Source organism: Pseudomonas sp. UBA2684, from assembly GCA_002354655.1.
Lineage (GTDB): Bacteria > Pseudomonadota > Gammaproteobacteria > Pseudomonadales > Pseudomonadaceae > Aquipseudomonas.
Window position 1 is genome coordinate 26,801 of the sequence record DELY01000052.1, and the last position, 21,445, is coordinate 48,245.

Here is a 21,445-nt window from a genome sequence, read left to right on the forward strand (position 1 = left end):
CGGCTAGATCAAGCCGGCTTGGCGCCCATCAGGCCCATGATCACCAGCAACAGCAGCACGATCAGCCCAGCATAGACGGCGGCGAAGCGCAGCAGACGCGACGGCGCCGGGCTGTCGCCGAGTGCCTGCCAGGCCGAGAGGCGGCCGGCCAGCAACAGGCCGCACAACGCCAGCACGGCGAACAGGATGCTGCCGGCCAGCAGCCAGGTTTGCCCCAGCGGCCAGCCGACCATATCGACCAACCACCAGCCACTGATCGGCAGGCTCAGCGCCAGCACGCCCAGCACCGGCAGGCTGATCAGCCGGGTGCGCCGCAGTTTGCGCTGCAACACCGCGGCATCGCCGCCGCGCCAGGCCTTCCACAGCATGAAGGCGTGGGCCAATACGCCCAGCAACAGCAGAATGCCGGGGGCGCTGTGGACGATTCTCAGCAGCAGATAGTGCTCCATGACGTTATTCCCTGTTCGATGCCGCGTTTAACCAAGAAAGAGTGTGTATGCCGGGTTGTCGCTTTCGTCCCAGTAGGGGTAACCGATCTCGTCCAGCGCCGCCGGCACCAGATGACGCTCGTTTTCCGGCACTTGCAGGCCGGCGACCACCCGGCCATCGGCCGCGCCGTGGTTGCGGTAGTGGAACATCGAGATGTTCCAGCGACCACCCAATTTCTGTAAGAAATTGAACAACGCGCCCGGCCGCTCTGGGAACTCGAAGCGCAGCACCACCTCATCGCTGACCCGCGCCGCATGGCCGCCGACCATATGGCGGATATGCAGCTTGGCCAGTTCGTTATCGGTCAGGTCGATCACCGGGAAACCCTGGCTGCGCAGGCCTTCGACCAGCGCCGCGCGCGGGTCGCTGTCCGGGTGCGTCTGCACGCCGACGAAGATGTGCGCCTCGCGGTCGGTGTGGTAGCGGTAGTTGAATTCGGTGATCTGGCGCTTGCCGATCGCTTCGCAGAACGCCTTGAAGCTGCCCGGCTGCTCGGGAATGGTCACGGCGATGATCGCCTCGCGTTTCTCGCCCAGCTCGGCACGCTCGGCGACATGCCGCAGGCGGTCGAAGTTGACGTTGGCACCGGAGTCGATGCCGACCAGCACCCGGCCGCTGCAACCTTCGCGTTCCACGTATTTCTTGATTCCGGCCACGCTGAGCGCGCCGGCCGGCTCGGTGATCGAGCGGGTGTCGTCGTAGATGTCCTTGATCGCCGCACAGATCTCGTCGGTGCTGACGGTGATCACCTCGTCGACATGGTCTTTGCAGATGTCGAAGGTGTGCTGGCCGATCTGCGCCACCGCCACGCCGTCGGCGAACAGCCCGACCTGGCTCAGCACCACGCGCTCGCCAGCGGCCATGGCGGCTTGCAGGCAGTTGGAATCGTCCGGCTCGACGCCGATGATCTTGATTTCCGGGCGCAGGTATTTCACATAGGCCGCGATCCCTGCGATCAGCCCACCGCCGCCGACCGGGACGAAGATCGCGTCGAGCTGGCCCGGGTGCTGCCGGAGGATCTCCATGGCCACGGTGCCCTGGCCGGCAATGGTGTGCGGGTCGTCGTAAGGATGGATATAGATGTAGCCCTTCTCATCCACCAGCTTCAGCGAATAGGCCAGCGCCTCGGGGAAGCTGTCGCCATGCAGCATCACCTTGCCGCCGCGCGAACGCACGCCCTGCACCTTGATCTCCGGGGTGGTCTTGGGCATCACGATGGTCGCCTTGACCCCGAGCACCTTGGCCGCCAGCGCCAGGCCCTGGGCATGGTTGCCGGCCGAGGCGGTGACCACGCCACGCGCCTGCTCGTCGGCGGAAAGCTGGGCCAGCTTGTTGTAGGCGCCACGAATCTTGAACGAGTACACCGGCTGCAAATCTTCGCGCTTGAGCAGAATCTGGTTGCCCAGGCGCTCGGAGAGTTGATTGGCGGTTTGCAGCGGGGTTTCCACCGCGACGTCGTAAACGCGCGAGGTGAGGATCTTCTTCACGTACTGTTCGAGCATGGCGGTATCGCAGGCGGCTTTTCGGGGAGTCCGCGAGTCTACCCCAGGCCTGCGCCGAACGACCATATGATCGCTGGGCTTTGCTCGCGGCGGTGCACTGGCCCTGGCGGTGTAGGGTGCGACATGGCGAAGCCTTGTCCACCGCTGCCAACCTGACGGCGGACCCGCCTTCGGCATGTGCGCCCTGCGCGATTGCGCGCCGTGCCGCGTTTCGTCGCCGCACCACAGCGCGTTGACACCCGGCGAGGTTTTGTCGCCTTCCCGCGCTATAATTCGCGCCCTCTCCTCACTCCCACGCCAGGCCCCATGATGAATCAGGATCAACTCAAGCAAGCCGTTGCCCAGGCTGCCGTCGACTTTATTCTCCCCAAACTCGACGCCAAGAGTGTGATCGGAGTCGGTACCGGCTCCACCGCCAACTGCTTTATCGACGCCCTGGCCCAGCACAAGATGGAGTTCGACGGCGCCGTCGCCAGTTCCGAAGCCACCGCCGCACGCCTCAAGGGCCATGGCATTCCGGTGTACGAGCTGAATACGGTCAGCGACCTGGAGTTCTATGTCGACGGCGCCGACGAGAGCGACGAGCACCTCAACCTGATCAAGGGCGGCGGCGCCGCGCTGACCCGCGAAAAAATCGTCGCCGCCGTGGCGCAGACCTTTATCTGCATCGCCGACGCCAGCAAGCTGGTGCCGGTACTCGGCGCCTTCCCGCTGCCGGTGGAAGTGATCCCGATGGCGCGCAGCCATGTCGCCCGCCAGTTGGTCAAACTCGGCGGCGACCCGGTGTACCGCGAGGGCGTGCTGACCGACAACGGCAACGTGATTCTCGACGTGTACAACCTGTCCATCGTCAACCCGGTGGAGCTGGAAGCGCAGATCAATGCCATCGTCGGCGTGGTCACCAACGGCCTGTTTGCCGCGCGCCCGGCGGATCTGCTGCTGCTCGGCACGGCGCAAGGCGTGAAGCGTCTCACACGCTAACAGGCGGGCTGGCCAGCGCTGAGAAGGCCGTTTTTAACGCCGTATCGGCAACGCAGGTAGTTCTTCAACGGCCTGCTAGGCTTGGGTAGTTCCCCCACGACCAAGGAGGTCGCCATGGCCAGCAAATTCCACCTGAAAACAGCCAAAGATGGGCAGTTCCACTTCAACCTGCTCGCCGGCAACGGCGAGATCATCCTCACCAGCGAGCTGTACAAGGCCAAAGCCTCGGCGCTCAACGGCATCGAGTCGGTGAAGAAGAATGTCGCCCGCGAAGGCGCCTTCGAAGTCAAAGCCAGCACCAGCGACAAGCACTACTTCGTACTCAAGGCGAGCAACGGCCAGGTCATCGGTCAGAGTCAGATGTACGCCAGCGCCGCCAGTTGCGTGAGCGGTATGCAATCGGTGGTGAAAAACGCACCGACTGCCACCTTGCAGGACGACAGCTGACAGCCTGCGGGCCAGCAAAAGCCGACTTAATCGTCGGCTTTTTTCTGGAACAGATAAAACAGATTCGGCTCGCTGATCAGGTACAGGCCGCCATCGTTGTCCATCGCCACGCCTTCCGCCTGCGGCACCGAGGCCTTGAGCCCCTGCTGGCCACCGAGTAGCGACAGGCTGCTGATCGGCTGCCCTTCGACATTCAACTCCAACACCAGACGCGACTCGTCGGACAGCGCCAGCAGATGCCCGGTGCGCTCATCGAACTGCAAACTGGAGAGATCACGCACGAACAACCCGGCATCGCGCTCCCGGTCATCCACCACATGCACGGCGAACGGCTGCTGCGGATTGCGGTGCGGGAAGCCATGAATCTCGTAGATGCGCAGCGGATCGCGCTCTTTGGCGACAAACAGGCGCTGCCCGACCGAATCGTAGGCCAACCCCTCGAAGCCCTTGTTGCCGCTCAGGCCAATACCCAGGGACAGCTGCTGGGCGTTGGCGGCGTCGACTTCGCGAGTGTCGTCATCCAGGCGCACCTTGATCAGACGCTGGCGACGCTCGTCGGTGATCACGTAGAGATTGCGGCTGATGTACTCGACCGCCTCGGGATCGCCAAAGCCGACCAGCTTGACCCGCCGCAGGATGCGCCCATCGAGCGAGAGTTCGATCAATTCCGAGTTCTGGTTGGTGACGGTGAACAGGCTGTTGCGGTCCGGGTCGTAGGTCAGCGCCGAGACATCGTCGTCCAGTCCGGCAATCGGTTGCGCCTCCAGCACCACTTGGTAATCCGCCAACCAGATCGAATTGGCCTGCCATTGCGCCGCATGCCGCCACTGCTGGGCATTGAACCAGGCGCGCTCGAACAACCGGTACTCCTGGGCCAGCAGCCCAAGCAGCAGCAAAACACTCAACAACAGGCCCCACGACACACGCTTGAGGGTGAAGAAACCACGCATAGGGCTGACTCATCGGAGAAAACATCGCCTAACAACGGCGCCAGCCCGAAGCAGGGCTTCGGGCTGGCGATTCAAGCACGCTCACGCGAGCGCTGAGGGATCGGCGCGGCGCCGACCGCCTCACTTAACCAATTCGACGAACTCGACGTCGATTTCACGGCTGGTCAGGTCACGGTCGACTTCACCGGTCAGCTTGACCGTGGCGTTTTCCGAGATGGCTTGTGGCGGCCAGTCTTCATCGTCGATCTCGACCTGGATGGTGCCGCTGGCATCCTTGAATTCATACAGTTCGTCTTGCAGACGCTTGACGATCCGCCCTTGCAACACCACCGGGGTATCGTCGGCGGCATCCAGTGCAGCGGCCACGGTGGTGACCTGGGTAACGGCGCCAGGGCCGGTGTAACCCTCGGCCAATACGGCAGCGGAGAACAGCGGGGCAAGCAGCAGAACAAGTGTGGAACGCTTCATGGCGTAAGCCTCTAATCGGTAAGTGACGGGGTCAGATTAGAGCGTGCAGCTGAAGCCAGGCTTAATCGGCGCTTAAGCCAAGCTTAATAATGCAGCGATCAGCCGGCATCGGGCTGGATCGCCGGTCGATCCTTGCTGAACACATAGAGCAGATTGGGTTCGCCGACGATGTAGATATTGCCTACCGCGTCCATGGTCACGCCTTCAGCCTGCTTGATGCCATGCAACAAACCATGCAGCCCGCCACTCAAGCTGATAAAGCTCAGCGGCTCGCCAGCGGCGTCCAGCTCCAGCAACAACCGCGACTCGTCGGAGAGCACCAAGGAGTGGCCGGTGTGCGCGTCGTAGCTCAAGGAGGAGATGTCGCGGACGAACAAATTCCCGGCGGGCATGGCCTGCAAGGTGCCGGCCGCGCCATCCTCGCCGGGGAACGGCAGGCTGAACAACCCCAGCGGGCCACGCTCCTTGCCCAGCAACACGCGCTGGTTGAGCGAATCCCAAGCAATGCCCTCGAAGCCTTTATTGCCCGCGTCGGCAAAGCCCAGGTCGAACGAGGGGTAATCGCGTGCATCGAGGCTGAGCGTATCGCCAGCCAGATTGACGGCCGTCAGCGTGTGCTGGCGCTCGTCGATGATCGCCAGGCGCCCGCCAGCCACCACCTCAACGCCCTCGGGATTGGAGAAGCCGGTGAGCGCGATACGCCGCAGCACCTCACCGTCGAGGGACAGTTCGACCAACTGCGGATTGCGCCCAGTGACGGTGAACAGCGTGTCGGTCGTGGGGTTGTAGGTCAGCCCGGAGGTTTCATCGTCCTCCAAGCCGGCCAGCGACTTGCCTTGCACCACGGCGCGATAACCCGGCAACCAGATGCTCGCCTGCTGTTCGGCCACACTCAGGCGCTGCTCCTTGAACCAGAAATAGGCGCGGTCGTCCCAATGCTGGTAATCGACCAACAGCGTTGCAGCAACGCCCAGGCACGCCAGCAGCAACCAGCGCGGACGCATCAGACGGGACAATAATGCAGGCATCGGGCACGCCTCGGCAGAACGATGGCCGGCAAACTAGCGGGCAACGCTTAAGGTTCGATGACCGACAAGAGGCGCCTCCAGGCTCCCCGCAGGGTTTTACAACGCGCGACTGGCGAAGCGCGAGTGACCGACCAGCTCCAGCACCAGCTCATCGCCCTTGTGCAGGGGGCCGACGCCGACCGGCGTACCGGTGAGGATCACATCGCCCGGTTGCAGGCTGAAGTGCCCACAGATGTGCTGGATCATCGGCACAATCGGGTTGAGCATGTCGCGACTGTTGCCGTCCTGGCGCACGTCGCCGTTGATCGTCAGGCGGATGCCGATATCGCTCAGGTCGGCCAGCGCATCGCCCGGCACGAACGGCGCCAGTACACAGGCGCCATCGAAGGACTTGGCGGTTTCCCAGGGGTAGCCCTTTTCCTTGAGCCTGGCTTGCAGGTCGCGCAGGGTCAGGTCGAGAGCCGGGGCAAAGCCGGAGATCGCATCGAGGACTTCTTCCGTGTTCGGCGTGCGCGACAGCGGCTTGCCGATCAACACGGCGATTTCCGCCTCGTAATGCACCGCGCCACGGTCGTCGGGCAGGGTAAATCCATCATCCAGCGCCACCACGCAGCTGCCGGCCTTGATAAACAGCAGCGGCTCGGTCGGCACCGGGTTGTTCAGTTCCTTGGCATGTTCGGCGTAGTTGCGCCCGATACAGACCACTTTGCCCAACGGAAAGTGGATATGGGTGCCATCGACGTACTGGTGCTGGTAACTCATGGACGACTCCTGCGTCTGCTTAATCTTTAATCGCCCATAGTGGACGAACCCTACCGAGCTGTCGCCTCGACTAAAGACTCACGCGTTGGGTATCGCTGCGCTCAACCCAACTTACAACACCGCCAATTGCCGCCGGGCAAGTGTGGCAGCGGATGTATCCGCGAAAGGCACGCCGCTCGATTCGCAGATAAATCCGCACACCAGCCGTTACAGCGGGAAAATCTTGCCGGGGTTCATGATGCCGTTGGGATCGAATACCGCCTTGATCGCCTTCATGTAGCCGATTTCCGCCTCACCGCGGCTGTAGTGCAGGTAATCGCGTTTGGTCATGCCCACACCGTGTTCGGCGCTGATCGAGCCGTTGTATTTCTGCACGGTCTCGAACACCCACTTGTTCACCGTCGCGCACTTGGCGAAGAACTCGTCCTTGCTCAGGTTCTCCGGCTTCAAGATATTCAGGTGCAGGTTGCCGTCGCCGATGTGGCCGAACCAGACGATTTCGAATTCTGGATAGTGCTGAGTGACGATGGCGTCGATATCGTGCAGGAACGCCGGCACTTTCGACACGGTGACCGAAATGTCGTTCTTGTACGGCGTCCAGTGGCTGATGGTCTCGGAGATGTATTCGCGCAGCTTCCACAGGTTGTGCAACTGCTGCTCACTCTGGCTCATCACGCCGTCAAGCACCCAACCCTGCTCGACGCAATGCTCGAAGGTGGCCAGGGCCGCTTCGGCCACCTGCTCGCTGCTCGCCTCGAACTCCAGCAATGCATAGAACGGGCAATCGGTGGCGAACGGCGCCGGCACGTCGCCACGGCCCATGACCTTGGCCAGGGCCTTGTCGGAGAAGAACTCGAAGGCGGTCAGGTCGAGCTTGTTCTGGAAAGCGTGCAGCACCGGCATGATCGAATCGAAGTCGGCGGCGCCGAGCACCATGGCGGTGAGGTTCTGTGGTGCTCGGTCGAGACGCATGGTGGCTTCGACGACGAAGCCCAGGGTGCCTTCGGCGCCGATAAACAGCTGGCGCAGGTCATAGCCGGTGGCGTTCTTGATCAGGTCTTTGTTCAGCTCCAGCAGCTCGCCGGTGCCGGTGACCACTTTCAGACCGGCCACCCAGTTGCGGGTCATGCCGTAGCGAATGACCTTGATCCCGCCGGCATTGGTGCCGATATTGCCGCCAATCTGGCTGGAACCGGCCGAGGCGAAGTCCACCGGGTAATACAGGCCCTGCTCTTCGGCGAAGGTTTGCAGCTGTTCGGTGATCACCCCTGGCTGACAGACCACGGTGCGGTCGAATTCGTTGAAGCCGAGAACCTGGTTCATGTAATCGAACGCCACCACCACTTCGCCATTGGCCGCGACCGCAGCGGCCGACAAGCCGGTACGCCCGCCGGACGGCACCAGGGCGACCTGGTGCTGGTTGGCCCAACGGACGATGGCCTGCACCTGCTCGATGCTCTTGGGGAAGACGATGGCACTGGGCGCCGGGGCGAAATGCTTGGTCCAATCCTTACCGTAGGCGTTGAGGGAATCGGCGTCGGTCAGCAGCTTGCCGGGCTCAACCAGGGTCTTCAGCTCTTCGATCAGGGCAGGGTTGGTCATCTACGGAACTCTCAAACGATTCATGGTCACCCTGAGCACGCTTCATCTGCCAGGGATGGGTGTTTCGCGGGGCTCGTATGCTAGCATACGCCCCCCGTGAATCGTGCCCCCGCGCCGATTTGCCGGGCACAGCCGGCCGCGCGGCCGGCGCTTTCCCTGACACTATTTTGTGGGACAACAGGTACTCCGATGAGCAAGACCTCTCTCGACAAGAGCAAGATCAAGTTCCTTCTGCTGGAAGGCGTGCACCAGAACGCCGTCGACACCCTGAAGGCCGCCGGTTACAGCAACATCGAGTACCTCAAAGGCGCGCTGTCCGACGACGAGCTGAAAGACAAGATCGCCGATGCCCACTTCATCGGCATCCGCTCGCGCACCCAGCTGACCGCCGAGGTCTTCGACTGCGCGAAGAAGCTGGTCGCGGTCGGCTGCTTCTGCATCGGTACCAACCAGGTTGACCTCAACGCGGCCCGCGAGCGCGGCATCGCGGTGTTCAACGCGCCGTATTCGAACACCCGCTCGGTGGCCGAACTGGTGCTGGCCCAGGCCATCCTGCTGCTGCGCGGCATCCCCGAGAAGAACGCCTCCTGCCACCGTGGCGGCTGGATCAAGAGCGCGGCCAACTCCTTCGAGATTCGCGGCAAGAAGCTCGGCATCGTCGGCTACGGCTCGATCGGCACCCAGCTCTCGGTACTCGCCGAAGCCCTCGGCATGCAGGTGTTCTTCTACGACGTGGTGACCAAGCTGCCGCTGGGCAACGCCACCCAGATCGCCAAGCTGCACGACCTACTCGGCATGTGCGACATCGTTTCCCTGCACGTACCGGAACTGACGTCCACCCAGTGGATGATCGGCGAGCAGGAAATCCGTGCGATGAAGAAGGGCGGCATCCTGATCAACGCCGCGCGCGGCACCGTGGTCGAACTGGACCACCTGGCTGCCGCGATCAAGGACGAACACCTGATCGGCGCCGCCATCGACGTGTTCCCGGTCGAGCCGAAATCCAACGACGAAGAGTTCGAAAGCCCGCTGCGTGGCCTGGACCGCGTGATCCTCACCCCGCACATCGGTGGTTCCACCGCCGAAGCGCAGGCCAACATCGGCCTGGAAGTGGCGGAAAAACTGGTCAAGTACAGCGACAACGGCACCTCGGTGTCCTCGGTCAACTTCCCCGAAGTCGCCCTGCCGGCGCACACGGGCAAGCACCGCCTGCTGCACATCCACGAGAACGTGCCGGGCGTGATGAGCGAGATCAACAAGGTGTTCGCCGACAACGGCATCAACATCTCCGGTCAGTTCCTGCAGACCAACGACAAGGTTGGCTACGTGGTGATCGACGTCGATGCCGATTACTCCGACCTGGCGCTGGAGAAGCTGCAACACGTGCACGGCACCATCCGCAGCCGCGTACTGTTCTAAGCGCTGCCGTGATGCACAAAGGGAAGCTTCGGCTTCCCTTTTTTATGGCAATTTCCAGCGCTCCGCAGCCAATGTGGGAGGCGCTTTAGCGGCGAGCTTCGACGACGGTTGTCGCGGCTAAAGCCCCTCCCACGCCCGCGACTAGTCCTCCAACTCGCGCAGCGCGGCCTCGGCGGCGGCCAGTTCGTCCTCGTTGAATACCTGCACGCCCGCACGGCGCAAGGCGGCGGCGGTCACGCCTTCACCCGCGACCTTGGTGCCGCTGAAGCTACCGTCGTAATTCTCCCGGTTGCCGCACGACGGGCTGCGCGCTTTGAGCAGCGCCAGGCGGATGCCATGCCGCTGGACCAGCGCCAAGGCCTGCTCGGCGCCGGCGACGAAAGCCGCCGTAACGTCCTCGCCGTCGCTGCCGAGCACCGGCAACAGACCATCGAGCACCTGCGCGCCCTGGCCACCGGGAATTTCCGCCGGCGGCCGGGGCGTCGACAAGCCGCCGGCCACTTCCGGGCATAACGCAACGATGCGCCCCTCGGCCTGCCAGCGTTGCAACAGGGTATAGGGGCCATGCGCGCCACCGTCGTAGCGCACGCGGTGACCGAGCAGGCAACGGCTGACCAGAACTTTCTGCATCGACACCCTCCAGGCCATTAGCAGGCCGTTGAAAAATGTAGGCGAGGCAGCCAGTGCAAGGCAAGGCAGGCGAGGACGCGGAGTCTACGAGCTGTAAATGAGCACTTTGACGGGGCACCTAGCCTGGCGCTCGCATTCGAGGCCGTTTTTAACGCCGTATCGGCAACGTAGGTAGTTTTCAACGGCCTGTTAGCCCATGTAGTGAGTAACCCGCCGTAACACCGCCAACCCAGCAACCTGTCGCGCCACCGCCCAAAGGGCTGGGGCGCCAGGCGAATTGCCGACTGGATCACCCCTAGTCAGCACTCGCCGGCCCACGCCGGCCTATCCTTCGGCGGGAAGCCGTAGCGCTCGATAGCCAACCCCGCAATGCCCACCCAGACTCGCCGGGCCAACTGCCGAGGACACCCACCATGCACCGCCCACTGCGTACCCTAGCCCTGTCGCTCGCCTGTAGCCTTGCCGCGCTGTGCCTGCCCAGCCAAGCGGCGCTGCTGCCGCTGGACAACCAGAGCCTCAGCGACGTCAGCGGCCAGGCCGGAATCAATATCCGCGTCGACCTGCTCGCGCGCATCGAGCAGGTGCGCTGGAGCGACGATGGCGGCCACGTTTCGCTGCGCAATGTGAAAATCGACAACGGCTGCATCACCCCCGGCGCCTGTCCCAACGGCGCCGGCGGCAGCTTCGCCTTCGGCGCCGCGCAACTGGGCCTGACCCTGCCGATTTTCGGCGTCAACCTGCCGACCCTCAAGGTCGACATCGTCACCAATGGCAGCGGCCAACAACAGCTGCAGCTGACCTTGCCCGACCTCACCACCATCAACGAACAACTGGTGGCCAGCGGCATCCCCGCGCAACGTATCCGCATGCGCGTGGCCGGCGACATGTACATCGGCGACAACCGCCTGGGCACCCTCGAAATGCGCGACATCGTCGACCTGCGCGGCAACTTCAAAGTCTGGGGCCACTGAGCCTCGCACACGGGCGTGCAGCTGGCCCAGCGGCGGACAAGCCTATGCCATGTCCGCCCTACGGCGTGCGGTGTTGGTACTGGCGTGTAGGGTGGACATGGCGAAGCCTTGTCCACCAACGCAGCTGGCCCAGTGGCGAACAAGCCTATGGCATGTCCGCCCTACGCTGTGCGGTGTTGGTGCTGACTGTAGGGTGGACATGGCGAAGCCTTGTCCACCAACGCAGCTGGCCCGGTGGCGGACAAGCCTGCGGCATGTCCGCCCTACGACGTGTAGCGGTCACCCACTTACCACACCCCAGCGCCCCGCCGCCTGAACCAGCCGGTCAACGACAAGCGCTCACGCGTCGCCGGCAACACCTCGTGCGGCATCTCGGCGGAAAGAAACACCGCCAGGCAGCCTGCCTGCGGCAGCACATCGCGCGTCTCGCCATCCGCCAGGTACAAGCGCAGCGCGCCACCCTGCTCGGCCTGCCAATCCGCATTGAGGTAGAGCACCACCGACACCGCGCGGCGGTCGTCATCTTGAAAACGGTCGACATGCTTACGGTAGAACGCCCCCGGCGGGTAGAGGGCGAAATGGCTTTCGTAATCCTCCAGCCCCAGGTACAGCCCTCGATTGAGCGCCACACGCAGCTCGTCCAGCAGCCTCAGGTAACGCTCGCACGCGGCTGACTGCCCAGCCTCCAGCCACTCGATGTGATCGCCGCGAATGCCTTCGCGCAGCGTTTGCGCGCGGCCGCGGCCAACACTGGCGGGCGCCAACGCCCCCTGCGCAGCGCGCGTACGGCACTCATCGGCCAGTTGCAGGGTCAGAGCTTGTGGAGCGAACAGCGGCTGCACCGACCAGCCGTGTTCGGCCACGTCGTCGACGATGCGTGATAACAGTGCGTTGGGGGTTTCGGTAGACATGTCGACGATTCTACCAGCGCGCTGACGATGCCTCGACAAGCTCGAACAGGCCATTGAAAATAGCTGCCCGCTAGACAGGAGTCTGTATGCGCGCCTTATCCATTGTTATGTTGTTGTTCCTCAGCCTGCCAAGCCTGGCGGATGCCCATATCCAGCTGTATCAAGCGGCTGGCTGGCCGCAGCAACGCGTGCATTTCAGCGATGCCTTGAGCGCCGCGCAGGAGCGTTACCGCAGCAGTTTGCCGCCGGCGGTCTACCAGGCCCTGGTGGACAACAGCAACCAGCGTTTTGCCGCGCAAGCCATGGACCAGCGGGCGCAACAGGGGCTGCGCGAAAACCTGGCCGACCCGGCGCCAGCGCTGCAATTTTTCCAGTCGCCGCTGGGCCGCAAGATCGTCGAGGCCGAACTGCTCGCCACCCGCCGCGACCAACTGGCGCAGCATGCCAATGGCTTGCCGCGGAGCGACGCCAGCGCCACCCGCCGCTTGCTGATCCGCCACCTGGCCCAGGCGCTGCCGGCCAAGGAAGCCGGTGCCGAAGTCAGCCTGGCGCTGGCCGGTGTCGCCGCCGACAGCCTCAGCCAGATGCTCCCCGGCCTGCTCGGTGGCGATGCCGCGCATACGCTGCTCAACAGCCAGCGCCAGCGGTTGATGGAGCAGATCGCCGCGGACCTGGACAACACCTTGCTGCACGTTTACCGCGAGCTGTCCGACCCGGAGCTGGAGGAATTCGTCAGCTTCGCCCAATCGGCGCCGGGCAAAGCCTATTACCAGGCCGCCCTGGCCGCGATGCGCGCCGGGCTGGCGGTTGGCCAAAGCACCTCCAGCCTGACGCCGGCACAGCAAGGCATCTAAACCCGAATGCCCGCAGGACGGCGCACGCCCTGCCGGGCTTCGCTACGCTCGGCGCCAACCTACGCCAAACACTGACTGAGAAACTCAAAATAGCGCTGGCGCAAGGCCGGCGCTTCATTGGCCAGATGGTGGCGCGCCTCCGCCAGGCGAAAGATCCTCGGCGCGGCGAACTTGTCTTCCAGCACCGCCAGGTTGTGTGACCAGGCCACCGTCATGTCCGCCTCGCCCTGCACGATCAGTGGGCTGCGCGTGCTGCGCGGCGCCCGCTCGATGCGCGGCACCCAGCGGCTCAGGGCGCCGACCCAGGCGGTGGGCAGGCTGCGCGGCTGCAACGGGTCGCGGTTCTGTAGAAAATCGATAAATTCAAGGTCGTGAGAGTTCTCGCTGAAACGCCGCGGAATCTCCTTCACAAAGTTGCGCAGCACGCGGTAACTGAGCTGCGACCAGGCCCAGGCGCGCGGCCGGATCAACGGCGCCAGCAGAATCGTCTCACCCAGCTCAGGACTCGGCGCGCCCGTCGATGGCGGCCCCGTCAGCAGGTAATCGATAAGAATCGCCCCACCGGTGCTTTGCCCGCACAGGTGCCACGGCTGCGGCAACTCAAGCGCGGCGGCCTGGGCCAGCGCCCCGTGCAGCACCGCCTGGTACTCGGCGAAATCCGCGATGCTGGCGCGTGCGCCGCTGGACAACCCATGCCCCGGCAAATCCACCGCCAGCACCACAAAGCCCTGGCCCAGCGCCCACTCGATCACATGCCGATACAGGCCGCTGTGGTCGTAATAGCCGTGCAGCAAGACCAAGGTCGCGCGCGGCGCCTGCGGCCACCAGGTCTGGGCGGCGATGCGGTAGCCGGCGACCGCGAATACCCCCAGGCAACTGCGCAGCGCCGCGACGTGGTCGAAGCCATAGAACGTGCGATAGGCCTGCTCGGCCGGGGTTAGCGCCATCGCTGCGGCTAAGGGTCGCAGGTTGGCGACCACGGCTTCGGGCTGAAAACGCTCTGGCATAAGGCTTTCCATCAATCGGGCGGACTCCCCGCAGGGCATTCGGGGCACTGCGGCCGGCTGCCGATATTCTGCTGCCGGGCGGGCCGTGGCAAGCTACACGGCCCGCCATCGACTGATTCGCCATGCCTCGACCACGCTACAAAACCCTGCTCGCCGGCCTGCTCGCGCTGCTCTGGCTTGGCGCCATGCTCGCGGCGTTCTGGTGGTTCGAGGCGCGCTACATCCGCTCGTTCAGCGAGCAGACCGCCTTGTTCTCCGGCGCCGAATTGCGCCTGCCGGCCGAGTTGGCGGGGCCGGGACCGATCCGCCTGGTGCATTTCTGGGACCCGGCCTGCCCGTGCAACGTCGGCAACCAGCAACACCTGGCCGAGCTGATCGAACATTTCGGGCCACAGGGCGTGGCCTTCTATGCCGTGCAAAAACCCGGCAGCAGCGGGCAATTACCCGCCACCCTCGACGCCCTGCAACCGCTCGCGCAACTGGCGGGCGCCGCGCAGCTACCGGCCAGCCCTGCGGTGGCGATCTGGGACAAGCACGGTGAACTGGCGTACTTCGGGCCTTACAGCGAAGGCGTGACCTGCAACTCCAGCAACAGCTTTATCGAGCCGATTCTGCAAGCCCTGGCGGCCGGGCGACACGTCAACGCCAGCAACACCCTGGCCGTGGGCTGTTTCTGCGAATGGCCGGCGCCTCCGAGCGACTGATCGAGCAGGTGCTGCGGTATCGCTGGCGCAGCGGCCGAACGCGCCGCATCGCTAGCCAACGGTTGGCCGCGTACATGCTTGCAGCCGCAAAGCTGTACAAATACCTATACAAAAATCATATTTTGCATAGTATTTTCTGTACACTGCGCTCCCGCCCAGCAGCAAACCGCCGTGCCGCCCTAGCGACTTCAGGCTCGCTGTGCACTCCCAGAGATTGCCCGTATGAGCAGCGCCAGCTACACCCTCGACGCCCATTACCGCAAAGCCGACCGCATCATGCTGGGGGTCTTGTGGTTGATGTTTCTCTATGCCCTGGGCCTAGCCGCCTGGCACGGCACCTGGGCCCAGGCGTTGTTGGTGGGCGGCGGCACGGTGCTAGCGATGAGCCTGCTGCACCAACTGATTCCTGGTAGGCGCCTGCTGCGCTGCACGATTGGTGCGGCCTTCATGGTCATGTCGGCGCTGCATATCAACCAGAGCGCTGGCCTGCTGGAAATGCACTTCGGCATCTTCGTGCTGTTGGCCTTCCTGGTTTACTACCGCGACTGGCTGCCAATCGTGGTCGCTGCCACCCTGATTGCCGTACACCATCTGAGCTTCTTCGCCTTACAACAGCAAGGCACCGGGGTCTTCGTCATTGCGAACGGCAGCTGGCCGGTGATCTTTCTGCATGCCTTTTATGTGGTGCTGGAAAGCGCAATCCTGATCTACCTGGCCCAGCAGACCTACGCCGAGGCACGGGAAAGCGAAGCGCTGATGCAAACGGCCGCGCGCCTGACCCAGCACGACGATGCCATCGACCTGCGCCACCGCAGCATGGCTCATGGCGAAGTGGCAAGGCGCTTCAATCACTTCCTCGACCTGCTCGACGAATTGGTCAGTGAAGTGATTCGCGACACCCAAGGCCTGGGCGGTATGGGCCAAGATCTCGACCACGCCACCCGTCAGCTGCGCGAAGGCGCCGACCGCCAGCAAGGCGAAGTGCATTACATGGGCAATGCCATGCAGCAGATGAGCAGCGCCATCGACGAAGTTGCACGGCATGCCGATCAGGCCGCACGCTCAGCCCAGGCGGCCAACCGGCAGGCCGCCGAAGGCAGTCGCTCGGTGAATCACACCCGCGGTGAAATCGCCACACTGGCCGCACACATAGACGGCACCGACCGCGAGGTGCAATCACTGGCGGCGCAATCCGAACAGATCGGCAAGGTGCTCGACGTGATCCGCAGTATCGCCGAGCAGACCAACCTGCTCGCCCTCAACGCCGCAATCGAGGCGGCGCGTGCCGGCGAACAAGGCCGCGGCTTTGCCGTGGTCGCCGATGAAGTGCGCAACCTGGCGCGCAAGACCGCCGCCTCCATCGCGGAAATCCAGGACATCATCAGCCGCCTGCAACACAGCAGTCGCCTGGCCGCCAGCGCCATGCAGGAAAGCCGGGATAGTGTGCAACGCTGCGTCACCGACAGCCAGAACACCGCCGTCCTGCTGGGCGCGGTGGCCCAGGATATCGGTGCGATCACCGAGATGAACGAGCTGATTGCCAGCGCCACCCACCAGCAGGCCGCGGTCAGCAGCGAGGTCAGTCAGCACCTGAACAATGTGCAGCAGGTGGCCGAGCAGAATGTCCGTGATGCCGCTGCCCTTGAAAGCAGCAGCGAGAAACTCAGTTCACTGGCCAAGCGTTTGGGCCGCATGAGCCAGCGCTTCACCGTCAGCGGCTGAGCGAAAGGCCTGCGGCGTGGCGCCCTGCCAGCGGCGGAAGGCGCGGTAGAACGGCGACAACTCGGCAAAGCCGCACGCCCGCGCCACCTCTCGGATCGCCTGGCCATTTTCCAGCAGCTGCACCGCGCGGCTGCGGCGCACCTCATCGTGCAGCGCGCGAAAGCTGCTGCCCTGCTCGGCCAAGGCGCGTTGCAGGCCCCCGGCCTTGAGATTGAGCGCCTGGGCGCAACGCGCCAGGCTGCACGGCTGCCCGCCAAGGTTTACCCCCAACCAATAGCGCACGCGGTTGAGTAACTGGTTTTCCGCCAACTCGGCCAGCTCCTGCTCGGCTTGCCCGCTGAGCAGGGCGAACAGCCGTGGATTGGCGCTGCGCGACGGTCGGTTGAGCAGCGCACAGGGGAAGATCAAGGCATCGTGCGCCTGGGAAAATTGCGGCAGCAGGCCGTACAGACGTCGATGCTCGCTGAGCCGGCGCGGCGCCGGGTGACGGAAGTCGATGGCGGAGAGGCAAAAACCTTCGTCGGTGACACTGGCGAGCATCTTGTACAGCAGCAAGGCCAGGCACTCCATCTGCTGGCGCAGCGAACCGACGCCGCGGTAATTGAGGTCGATGATCAGCCGCGCGGTGTCGCCCTGCTGCTCCAGACGCGCGACAAAACCGCCGGAAAGGATGTGCTGGAAACGCACGAAAGCCTCCAGCGCCTGGCGCAGGTCGCGGCTGGCCAGCAGCAGATAGCCGACCACGTCCTGCGGTCGCGGCTTCATCACCTCGCCCAGGTGCAGGCCAATATCGACATCGCCGCTGATGCCCTCCAGCGCCTGCCAGAAACGCGGCGCGTTGTCGTGGCCCTCGCGGGCGTCGAGCAGCGGCGGCGCCAGTGGCAGCCCCTGGTAGGCGCGACGGTAGGTATCGGTGGGGTCCAGCCCCAGCGCAGCCAGGGCTTCGTAGAGCAAGCGGCGCAGGGTCGAGGAATGGGTCAACGCGGCGGCTATGCCGGGGGGCGGATCGAGGTGCATGACGCCTCCAGATAATTGACCAAAGACTTGCAGCCTTGCTGCATTCGGTCAATGTCAGCCTGCGCGGCGCTGCGCAGAATGCCTGCGCGCCCCACCGCCACGGCGCGATAACAACAAGGATAAGCCGATGAAACGCACCCTGACCGCCCTTGCCGTGCTCGTTGCCGCCGCTGCGGCCGGCGGCGCCTGGTACGTCGACAGCAAGCAACCGCTGCGCGACAGCACACTGGCCCTCGACCACCTGCAAGCCCCGGTCGCGGTGCGTTACGACGAACGCGGCGTGCCGCATATCCAGGCGCAGCATGAGGCCGACCTGTACCGTGCCCTGGGCTTCGTGCATGCCCAGGACCGCTTGTTCCAGATGGAAATGCTGCGGCGCCTGGCGCGGGGCGAGCTGGCCGAAGTGCTCGGCGCCAAGCTGGTCGACACCGACCGCCTGTTCCGCACCCTGGGCATCCGCGCCCATGCCGACGCCTACGCGCAGAAGATCGACCCCGCCAGCCCCGCGACCCAGGCCCTGCTGGCCTACCTGGATGGCATCAACCAATACCAGGCCCGCCGCCCGGTGCCGCTGGAGTTCGACCTGCTGGGCATCGACAAGCGCCCGTTCACCGTCGCCGACACCCTCAGCGTGGCCGGCTACATGGCCTACAGCTTTGCCGCGGCGTTCCGCACCGAGCCGGTGCTCAGCTACGTGCGCGAACAACTCGGCGCCGACTACCTCAAGGCCTTCGACCTCGACTGGCACCCACACGGCGTGGTTGGCCAGCCGCTGGCCGCCAGCGACTGGCAGGACCTCGGCGCCATCGCCCGCCTCAGCCACGCAGCGCTGCTCGACGCCGGCCTGCCGCAGTTCGAGGGTAGCAATGCCTGGGCGGTGTCCGGCAGCCGCACCGCCAGCGGCAAGCCGCTGCTGGCCGGCGACCCGCACATCCGCTTCGCCGTGCCGGCGGTGTGGTACGAAGCGCACCTGAGCTACCCCGGTTTCGAGCTGTACGGCCACCACCAGGCGCTCAACCCGGTGGCATCGCTGGGGCACAACCGCGACTTCGCCTGGAGCCTGACCATGTTCCAGAACGACGACGTCGACCTGATCGCCGAAAAACTCAACCCGGACAACCCCAACCAGGTCTGGTACCGCGGCCAGTGGGTCGAGCTGCGCAGCCGCGAGGAGACCATCCAGGTCAAAGATGCCGAGCCGATCCAGCTGACCCTGCGCCGCTCGCCCCACGGCCCACTGATCAACGACGCCCTCGGCAACAGCGCCGGCGAGACGCCCATCGCCCTGTGGTGGGCGTTTCTGGAAACCGACAACCCGATCCTCGACGGCTTCTACCAACTCAACCGCGCCGACAGCCTGGACAAGGCCCGCCGCGCGGTGGAAAACATCGAGGCCCCCGGCCTCAACGTGGTCTGGGCCAACGCCGGCGGCGACATTGGCTGGTGGGCCGCGGCCAAACTGCCGCGCCGGCCGGCCGGGATCAACCCGAGCTTCATCCTCGACGGCAGCAGTGGCGAGGCGGAGAAAGCCGGCTTCCACCCGTTCAGCGCCAACCCGCAGGAAGAGAACCCGGCGCGCGGCTATATCGTCTCGGCCAACTACCAGCCGCTGGCGCCGACCGGCATCGAGATTCCCGGTTACTACAACCTGCCCGATCGCGGCGAGCGCCTGAACCAGCGTCTAGCCGACAGTTCGGTGAAGTGGGATCTGCACAACAGCCAAGCGCTGCAACTCGACCCTGGCACCGGCTATGCCCCGCGCCTGCTGGCGCCGATCATTGACGAGCTGCGCGCGGCGGCCAGCGATGCGCCGCAGCGCGCGCTGGTCGAACAACTGGCCAGCTGGAACGGCGACCATCAACTCGACTCGACCGCCGCTACCCTGTTCAACCAGCTGCTCTACCAACTGACCGAGCGAGCCATGCGTGACGAACTGGGCGAGGCCTTCTTCGACAACCTGCTGTTCACCCGCGTACTCGACAGCGCCCTGCCGCGCCTCACCGCCGACGCCGCCTCGCCGTGGTGGGACGACCGCCACAGCGCGGCCGTGGAACGCCGCGCGGACATCGTCAAGGCCGCCTGGCAGGCCAGCCTGGCGCACCTGCGCAAGACCCTCGGCGACGACTCGAGCAACTGGCAATGGGGCACCGCGCACACGCTCACCCACAACCACCCGCTGGGCCAGCAGAAGCCGCTGGACCGGCTATTCAACGTCGGCCCATTCGCCGCACCCGGCGGCCACGAAACACCGAACAACCTCTCGCACAAGGTCGGCCCGGCGCCCTGGTCGGTGGTCTACGGCCCCTCGACCCGCCGCCTGATCGACCTCGCCGACGCCAACACCGCCCTGGGCAGCAACCCGGTCGGCCAGAGCGGCGTACTGTTCGACAGGCACTACAGCGACCAAGCCGAGGCCTACATCGCCGGCCAGTACCAGCCGCAACACCTCAGCGAAGCGGACGTGGCGGCCAACACCCGCAGTACCTTGACGCTGTTGCCGACGCGCTAGGCCAAAGCGCAGCGCCTCGGCGAAAGTTGAGGCGCTACACAAGCAACCGCGCTGACAACAGTGGCAGAGGAAAAGCTTTACTCACTGCTTGTAGGGAGAGTCCATATACGCATTGTTAGGGTTGAGCACGGACAAACTCAACACCATTTGCAGCAAGCTGCTGCTCAATGACCCATGAAAGATGAATGTCTCTATTTGTTCCGCAATGGCGAACTTTAAGAAGAGCGCTTTTCCCTGACAGTGATGCCGAAAGGAAATAGGGAACAAACCCCTCCATAATGTGCGCCCTGAACCTTACCTCACCTGAGAAAACCTCAGAAGCCAGTGCTGCTGTTTCGCTTATGCCCGCGATGCCAAAGTCTAGCCTTCCGTCAGCGGCTAACTCGAAAAGCGCAGATTCGATTGGGCGATTTGGTGAGGAAATGATCCAGGCTGACATGAAGACCCTAACGTTTGGTTAAGGGGCCGGCTTTAGCCGGTCCCGAGTGAGCGAAGCGAGCGACTTGAACCACTAGTTAGGTGTGCGTTTGCGCAGAGCAACCCCAACCGTCGTACTCCAAACCATATAGCTCGGCAATGCACTGCATGAAGCCAGAGACGGAGAGAATCACGTTTTGCTCTACTGGCATAGTTATGATGACCTGTATGCTGTGACCACTTTCGTCTTCATTGGCTTTTGCAGTGCCAAATTGATAGTCATTGATAAACCCGGCTACCAAGGCTGCCTTTTCTCGTGATTCAGCTCTAAGAAGAAAATCCACTGGTCTGGCGATAGAGAACCTATCTCCTTGTCTGTCTAGGGCATGCAGAACGTCTATGTCAGCTTCTGCTGACTTCATGAGTTTCTCAATGACAGCCATAAGTGCACCTAACGTTAAGTGAAGGGGCGGGCTTTAGCCCGTCCCAGTGAGCGCAGCGAACGATTTGAACCACTAGTTAGGCGCAGGCTACGGACCAAAACCATTTAACCACCATGCTGACCAAGTCATTACAGACTCTGCAGTTGGCCATAGAAAACCCCAAGTACAAACGGATACGGCTACGGGCCAAAACCAATTTTTGCGAACTAAGCATAGAGTTATGAGCGAACAAAACAGCGCTAACCAAAAAAGAACAACAAGCAACCGTACGTTGATACTCAGTGACTCAATAGATAAGTAGCTAGCTAGGCACAGCCCAGAAAGTAAAACTGTAAATATGAAAAACCATTTACTAAATTTACGCATTGACTTCCCTTGCGTACGTACTTCTAAAAAAGTGCCTAACGATTAAGCTAAGGGGCCGGCTGCGCCGGTCCCAACGAACGAAGTGAGCGATTTGAGTGCTGTAATGGACTCTCCCCGCGCCACAGTTCTATACCCAAAGCAGTGGTGACTGATTATTGGGAGAGGCGTTATGAAGCGAATTGCGGTTGATCTGGCCAAGTCCGTATACCAAGTTGCCGAGAGCGTCCGTTCCGGCCAGGTGGTGCA

General features: G+C 63.6%; 21 protein-coding genes. 8 read left to right on the forward strand and 13 right to left on the reverse strand.

The window, feature by feature from the left end:
* Window positions 1–8: 8 nt before the first annotated feature.
* Together B3M58_RS20180 and ilvA are read right to left on the reverse strand one after the other, a co-directional pair.
* The gene (locus tag B3M58_RS20180) at window positions 9–449 is read right to left on the reverse strand and encodes a DUF2269 family protein (protein WP_296221909.1); all 441 of its coding nucleotides are present in this window, start codon (window positions 447–449) and stop codon (window positions 9–11) included.
* A 27-nt stretch (window positions 450–476) separates the two neighbouring features.
* The gene (gene ilvA / locus B3M58_RS20185; RefSeq protein WP_414704115.1) at window positions 477–1,991 is read right to left on the reverse strand and encodes a threonine ammonia-lyase, biosynthetic; all 1,515 of its coding nucleotides are present in this window, start codon (window positions 1,989–1,991) and stop codon (window positions 477–479) included.
* A 309-nt stretch (window positions 1,992–2,300) separates the two neighbouring features.
* Between ilvA and rpiA the strand changes: the two genes are divergently transcribed.
* Both rpiA and B3M58_RS20195 read left to right on the forward strand, forming a co-directional pair.
* Window positions 2,301–2,972 (forward strand): ribose-5-phosphate isomerase RpiA, encoded by a 672-nt coding sequence (rpiA, locus tag B3M58_RS20190; protein WP_296221913.1) that lies wholly within the window; start codon window positions 2,301–2,303, stop codon window positions 2,970–2,972.
* A 114-nt stretch (window positions 2,973–3,086) separates the two neighbouring features.
* A complete protein-coding gene (locus B3M58_RS20195) occupies window positions 3,087–3,419 on the forward strand; it encodes a YegP family protein (protein ID WP_296221915.1) in 333 nt (110 codons plus the stop codon).
* Window positions 3,420–3,445: 26 nt separating this feature from the next.
* Here the strand turns inward: B3M58_RS20195 and B3M58_RS20200 are convergent, their stop codons facing one another.
* The 5 genes from B3M58_RS20200 to B3M58_RS20220 all read right to left on the reverse strand — a co-directional run bounded on the left by B3M58_RS20200 (window position 3,446) and on the right by B3M58_RS20220 (window position 8,229).
* Window positions 3,446–4,369, reverse strand: coding sequence for an SdiA-regulated domain-containing protein (locus B3M58_RS20200; RefSeq protein ID WP_296221918.1), 924 nt, complete (start codon window positions 4,367–4,369; stop codon window positions 3,446–3,448).
* Between the two features lie 120 nt (window positions 4,370–4,489).
* Window positions 4,490–4,837, reverse strand: a complete 348-nt coding sequence (locus B3M58_RS20205; protein ID WP_296221921.1) for a NirD/YgiW/YdeI family stress tolerance protein — start codon at window positions 4,835–4,837, stop codon at window positions 4,490–4,492.
* A 98-nt stretch (window positions 4,838–4,935) separates the two neighbouring features.
* A complete protein-coding gene (locus B3M58_RS20210; RefSeq protein ID WP_296221922.1) occupies window positions 4,936–5,865 on the reverse strand; it encodes an SdiA-regulated domain-containing protein in 930 nt (309 codons plus the stop codon).
* Between the two features lie 96 nt (window positions 5,866–5,961).
* Window positions 5,962–6,627, reverse strand: coding sequence for a fumarylacetoacetate hydrolase family protein (locus B3M58_RS20215; protein ID WP_296221923.1), 666 nt, complete (start codon window positions 6,625–6,627; stop codon window positions 5,962–5,964).
* Between the two features lie 207 nt (window positions 6,628–6,834).
* Complete coding sequence (locus B3M58_RS20220; protein WP_296221925.1) at window positions 6,835–8,229, reverse strand: FAD-binding oxidoreductase; 1,395 nt, start codon at window positions 8,227–8,229, stop codon at window positions 6,835–6,837.
* Window positions 8,230–8,418: 189 nt separating this feature from the next.
* On the opposite strand from B3M58_RS20220, the gene serA reads away from it, so the two are divergent.
* A complete protein-coding gene (gene serA / locus B3M58_RS20225; RefSeq protein ID WP_296221927.1) occupies window positions 8,419–9,648 on the forward strand; it encodes a phosphoglycerate dehydrogenase in 1,230 nt (409 codons plus the stop codon).
* Between the two features lie 141 nt (window positions 9,649–9,789).
* Here the strand turns inward: serA and B3M58_RS20230 are convergent, their stop codons facing one another.
* Window positions 9,790–10,278 carry a DUF523 domain-containing protein gene (locus tag B3M58_RS20230; protein WP_296221930.1) on the reverse strand — a complete coding sequence of 163 codons (489 nt, stop codon included), beginning with the start codon at window positions 10,276–10,278 and terminating at the stop codon, window positions 9,790–9,792.
* 413 nt (window positions 10,279–10,691) lie between these two features.
* Here B3M58_RS20230 and B3M58_RS20235 point away from each other — a divergent pair, with 413 nt between their 5' ends.
* The gene (locus B3M58_RS20235; RefSeq protein WP_296221933.1) at window positions 10,692–11,249 is read left to right on the forward strand and encodes a DUF6160 family protein; all 558 of its coding nucleotides are present in this window, start codon (window positions 10,692–10,694) and stop codon (window positions 11,247–11,249) included.
* Between the two features lie 287 nt (window positions 11,250–11,536).
* Here the strand turns inward: B3M58_RS20235 and B3M58_RS20240 are convergent, their stop codons facing one another.
* Window positions 11,537–12,160: a 2OG-Fe(II) oxygenase gene (locus tag B3M58_RS20240; protein WP_296221935.1), complete on the reverse strand. Its 624-nt coding sequence runs from the start codon at window positions 12,158–12,160 to the stop codon at window positions 11,537–11,539.
* An 86-nt stretch (window positions 12,161–12,246) separates the two neighbouring features.
* Between B3M58_RS20240 and B3M58_RS20245 the strand changes: the two genes are divergently transcribed.
* Window positions 12,247–13,014 carry a DUF2059 domain-containing protein gene (locus tag B3M58_RS20245; RefSeq protein ID WP_296221937.1) on the forward strand — a complete coding sequence of 256 codons (768 nt, stop codon included), beginning with the start codon at window positions 12,247–12,249 and terminating at the stop codon, window positions 13,012–13,014.
* Window positions 13,015–13,073: 59 nt separating this feature from the next.
* Here B3M58_RS20245 and B3M58_RS20250 read toward each other — a convergent pair whose 3' ends face one another.
* Window positions 13,074–14,021 (reverse strand): alpha/beta hydrolase, encoded by a 948-nt coding sequence (locus B3M58_RS20250; protein WP_296221940.1) that lies wholly within the window; start codon window positions 14,019–14,021, stop codon window positions 13,074–13,076.
* A gap of 122 nt (window positions 14,022–14,143) precedes the next feature.
* On the opposite strand from B3M58_RS20250, the gene B3M58_RS20255 reads away from it, so the two are divergent.
* On the forward strand, window positions 14,144–14,725 hold the full coding sequence (locus B3M58_RS20255; protein ID WP_296221942.1) for a DUF6436 domain-containing protein: 582 nt from the start codon (window positions 14,144–14,146) through the stop codon (window positions 14,723–14,725).
* A gap of 222 nt (window positions 14,726–14,947) precedes the next feature.
* On the forward strand, window positions 14,948–16,447 hold the full coding sequence (locus tag B3M58_RS20260; protein ID WP_296221944.1) for a methyl-accepting chemotaxis protein: 1,500 nt from the start codon (window positions 14,948–14,950) through the stop codon (window positions 16,445–16,447).
* Here the strand turns inward: B3M58_RS20260 and B3M58_RS20265 are convergent.
* Window positions 16,394–17,464, reverse strand: coding sequence for an AraC family transcriptional regulator (locus B3M58_RS20265; protein ID WP_296221945.1), 1,071 nt, complete (start codon window positions 17,462–17,464; stop codon window positions 16,394–16,396). The genes B3M58_RS20260 and B3M58_RS20265 overlap by 54 nt on opposite strands.
* Before the next feature lie 127 nt (window positions 17,465–17,591).
* On the opposite strand from B3M58_RS20265, the gene B3M58_RS20270 reads away from it, so the two are divergent.
* Entirely contained in the window at window positions 17,592–19,973 is a 2,382-nt protein-coding gene (locus tag B3M58_RS20270) for a penicillin acylase family protein (RefSeq protein ID WP_296221946.1), read from the forward strand.
* A gap of 115 nt (window positions 19,974–20,088) precedes the next feature.
* On the opposite strand, the gene B3M58_RS20275 is transcribed toward B3M58_RS20270, so the two are convergent.
* Together B3M58_RS20275 and B3M58_RS20280 are read right to left on the reverse strand one after the other, a co-directional pair.
* Complete coding sequence (locus B3M58_RS20275) at window positions 20,089–20,412, reverse strand: hypothetical protein (RefSeq protein ID WP_296221948.1); 324 nt, start codon at window positions 20,410–20,412, stop codon at window positions 20,089–20,091.
* A 76-nt stretch (window positions 20,413–20,488) separates the two neighbouring features.
* A complete protein-coding gene (locus B3M58_RS20280; RefSeq protein WP_296221950.1) occupies window positions 20,489–20,833 on the reverse strand; it encodes a ribonuclease E inhibitor RraB in 345 nt (114 codons plus the stop codon).
* Window positions 20,834–21,445 lie beyond the last annotated feature (612 nt).

Bases quoted from the DNA above. Each gene is read 5' to 3' on its own strand.
- B3M58_RS20220 (WP_296221925.1), bottom strand. From the start codon at position 8,229: ATGACCAACCCTGCCCTGATCGAAGAGCTGAAGACCCTGGTTGAGCCC.
- B3M58_RS20235 (WP_296221933.1), top strand. From the start codon at position 10,692: ATGCACCGCCCACTGCGTACCCTAGCCCTGTCGCTCGCCTGTAGCCTT.
- B3M58_RS20210 (WP_296221922.1), bottom strand. From the start codon at position 5,865: ATGCCTGCATTATTGTCCCGTCTGATGCGTCCGCGCTGGTTGCTGCTG.
- B3M58_RS20260 (WP_296221944.1), top strand. From the start codon at position 14,948: ATGAGCAGCGCCAGCTACACCCTCGACGCCCATTACCGCAAAGCCGAC.
- B3M58_RS20200 (WP_296221918.1), bottom strand. From the start codon at position 4,369: ATGCGTGGTTTCTTCACCCTCAAGCGTGTGTCGTGGGGCCTGTTGTTG.
- B3M58_RS20265 (WP_296221945.1), bottom strand. From the start codon at position 17,464: ATGCACCTCGATCCGCCCCCCGGCATAGCCGCCGCGTTGACCCATTCC.
- B3M58_RS20205 (WP_296221921.1), bottom strand. From the start codon at position 4,837: ATGAAGCGTTCCACACTTGTTCTGCTGCTTGCCCCGCTGTTCTCCGCT.
- B3M58_RS20245 (WP_296221937.1), top strand. From the start codon at position 12,247: ATGCGCGCCTTATCCATTGTTATGTTGTTGTTCCTCAGCCTGCCAAGC.
- B3M58_RS20275 (WP_296221948.1), bottom strand. From the start codon at position 20,412: ATGTCAGCCTGGATCATTTCCTCACCAAATCGCCCAATCGAATCTGCG.
- serA (WP_296221927.1), top strand. From the start codon at position 8,419: ATGAGCAAGACCTCTCTCGACAAGAGCAAGATCAAGTTCCTTCTGCTG.
- B3M58_RS20270 (WP_296221946.1), top strand. From the start codon at position 17,592: ATGAAACGCACCCTGACCGCCCTTGCCGTGCTCGTTGCCGCCGCTGCG.
- B3M58_RS20230 (WP_296221930.1), bottom strand. From the start codon at position 10,278: ATGCAGAAAGTTCTGGTCAGCCGTTGCCTGCTCGGTCACCGCGTGCGC.
- B3M58_RS20215 (WP_296221923.1), bottom strand. From the start codon at position 6,627: ATGAGTTACCAGCACCAGTACGTCGATGGCACCCATATCCACTTTCCG.
- ilvA (WP_414704115.1), bottom strand. From the start codon at position 1,991: ATGCTCGAACAGTACGTGAAGAAGATCCTCACCTCGCGCGTTTACGAC.
- B3M58_RS20195 (WP_296221915.1), top strand. From the start codon at position 3,087: ATGGCCAGCAAATTCCACCTGAAAACAGCCAAAGATGGGCAGTTCCAC.
- B3M58_RS20240 (WP_296221935.1), bottom strand. From the start codon at position 12,160: ATGTCTACCGAAACCCCCAACGCACTGTTATCACGCATCGTCGACGAC.
- B3M58_RS20255 (WP_296221942.1), top strand. From the start codon at position 14,144: ATGCCTCGACCACGCTACAAAACCCTGCTCGCCGGCCTGCTCGCGCTG.
- B3M58_RS20180 (WP_296221909.1), bottom strand. From the start codon at position 449: ATGGAGCACTATCTGCTGCTGAGAATCGTCCACAGCGCCCCCGGCATT.
- rpiA (WP_296221913.1), top strand. From the start codon at position 2,301: ATGAATCAGGATCAACTCAAGCAAGCCGTTGCCCAGGCTGCCGTCGAC.
- B3M58_RS20250 (WP_296221940.1), bottom strand. From the start codon at position 14,021: ATGCCAGAGCGTTTTCAGCCCGAAGCCGTGGTCGCCAACCTGCGACCC.
- B3M58_RS20280 (WP_296221950.1), bottom strand. From the start codon at position 20,833: ATGGCTGTCATTGAGAAACTCATGAAGTCAGCAGAAGCTGACATAGAC.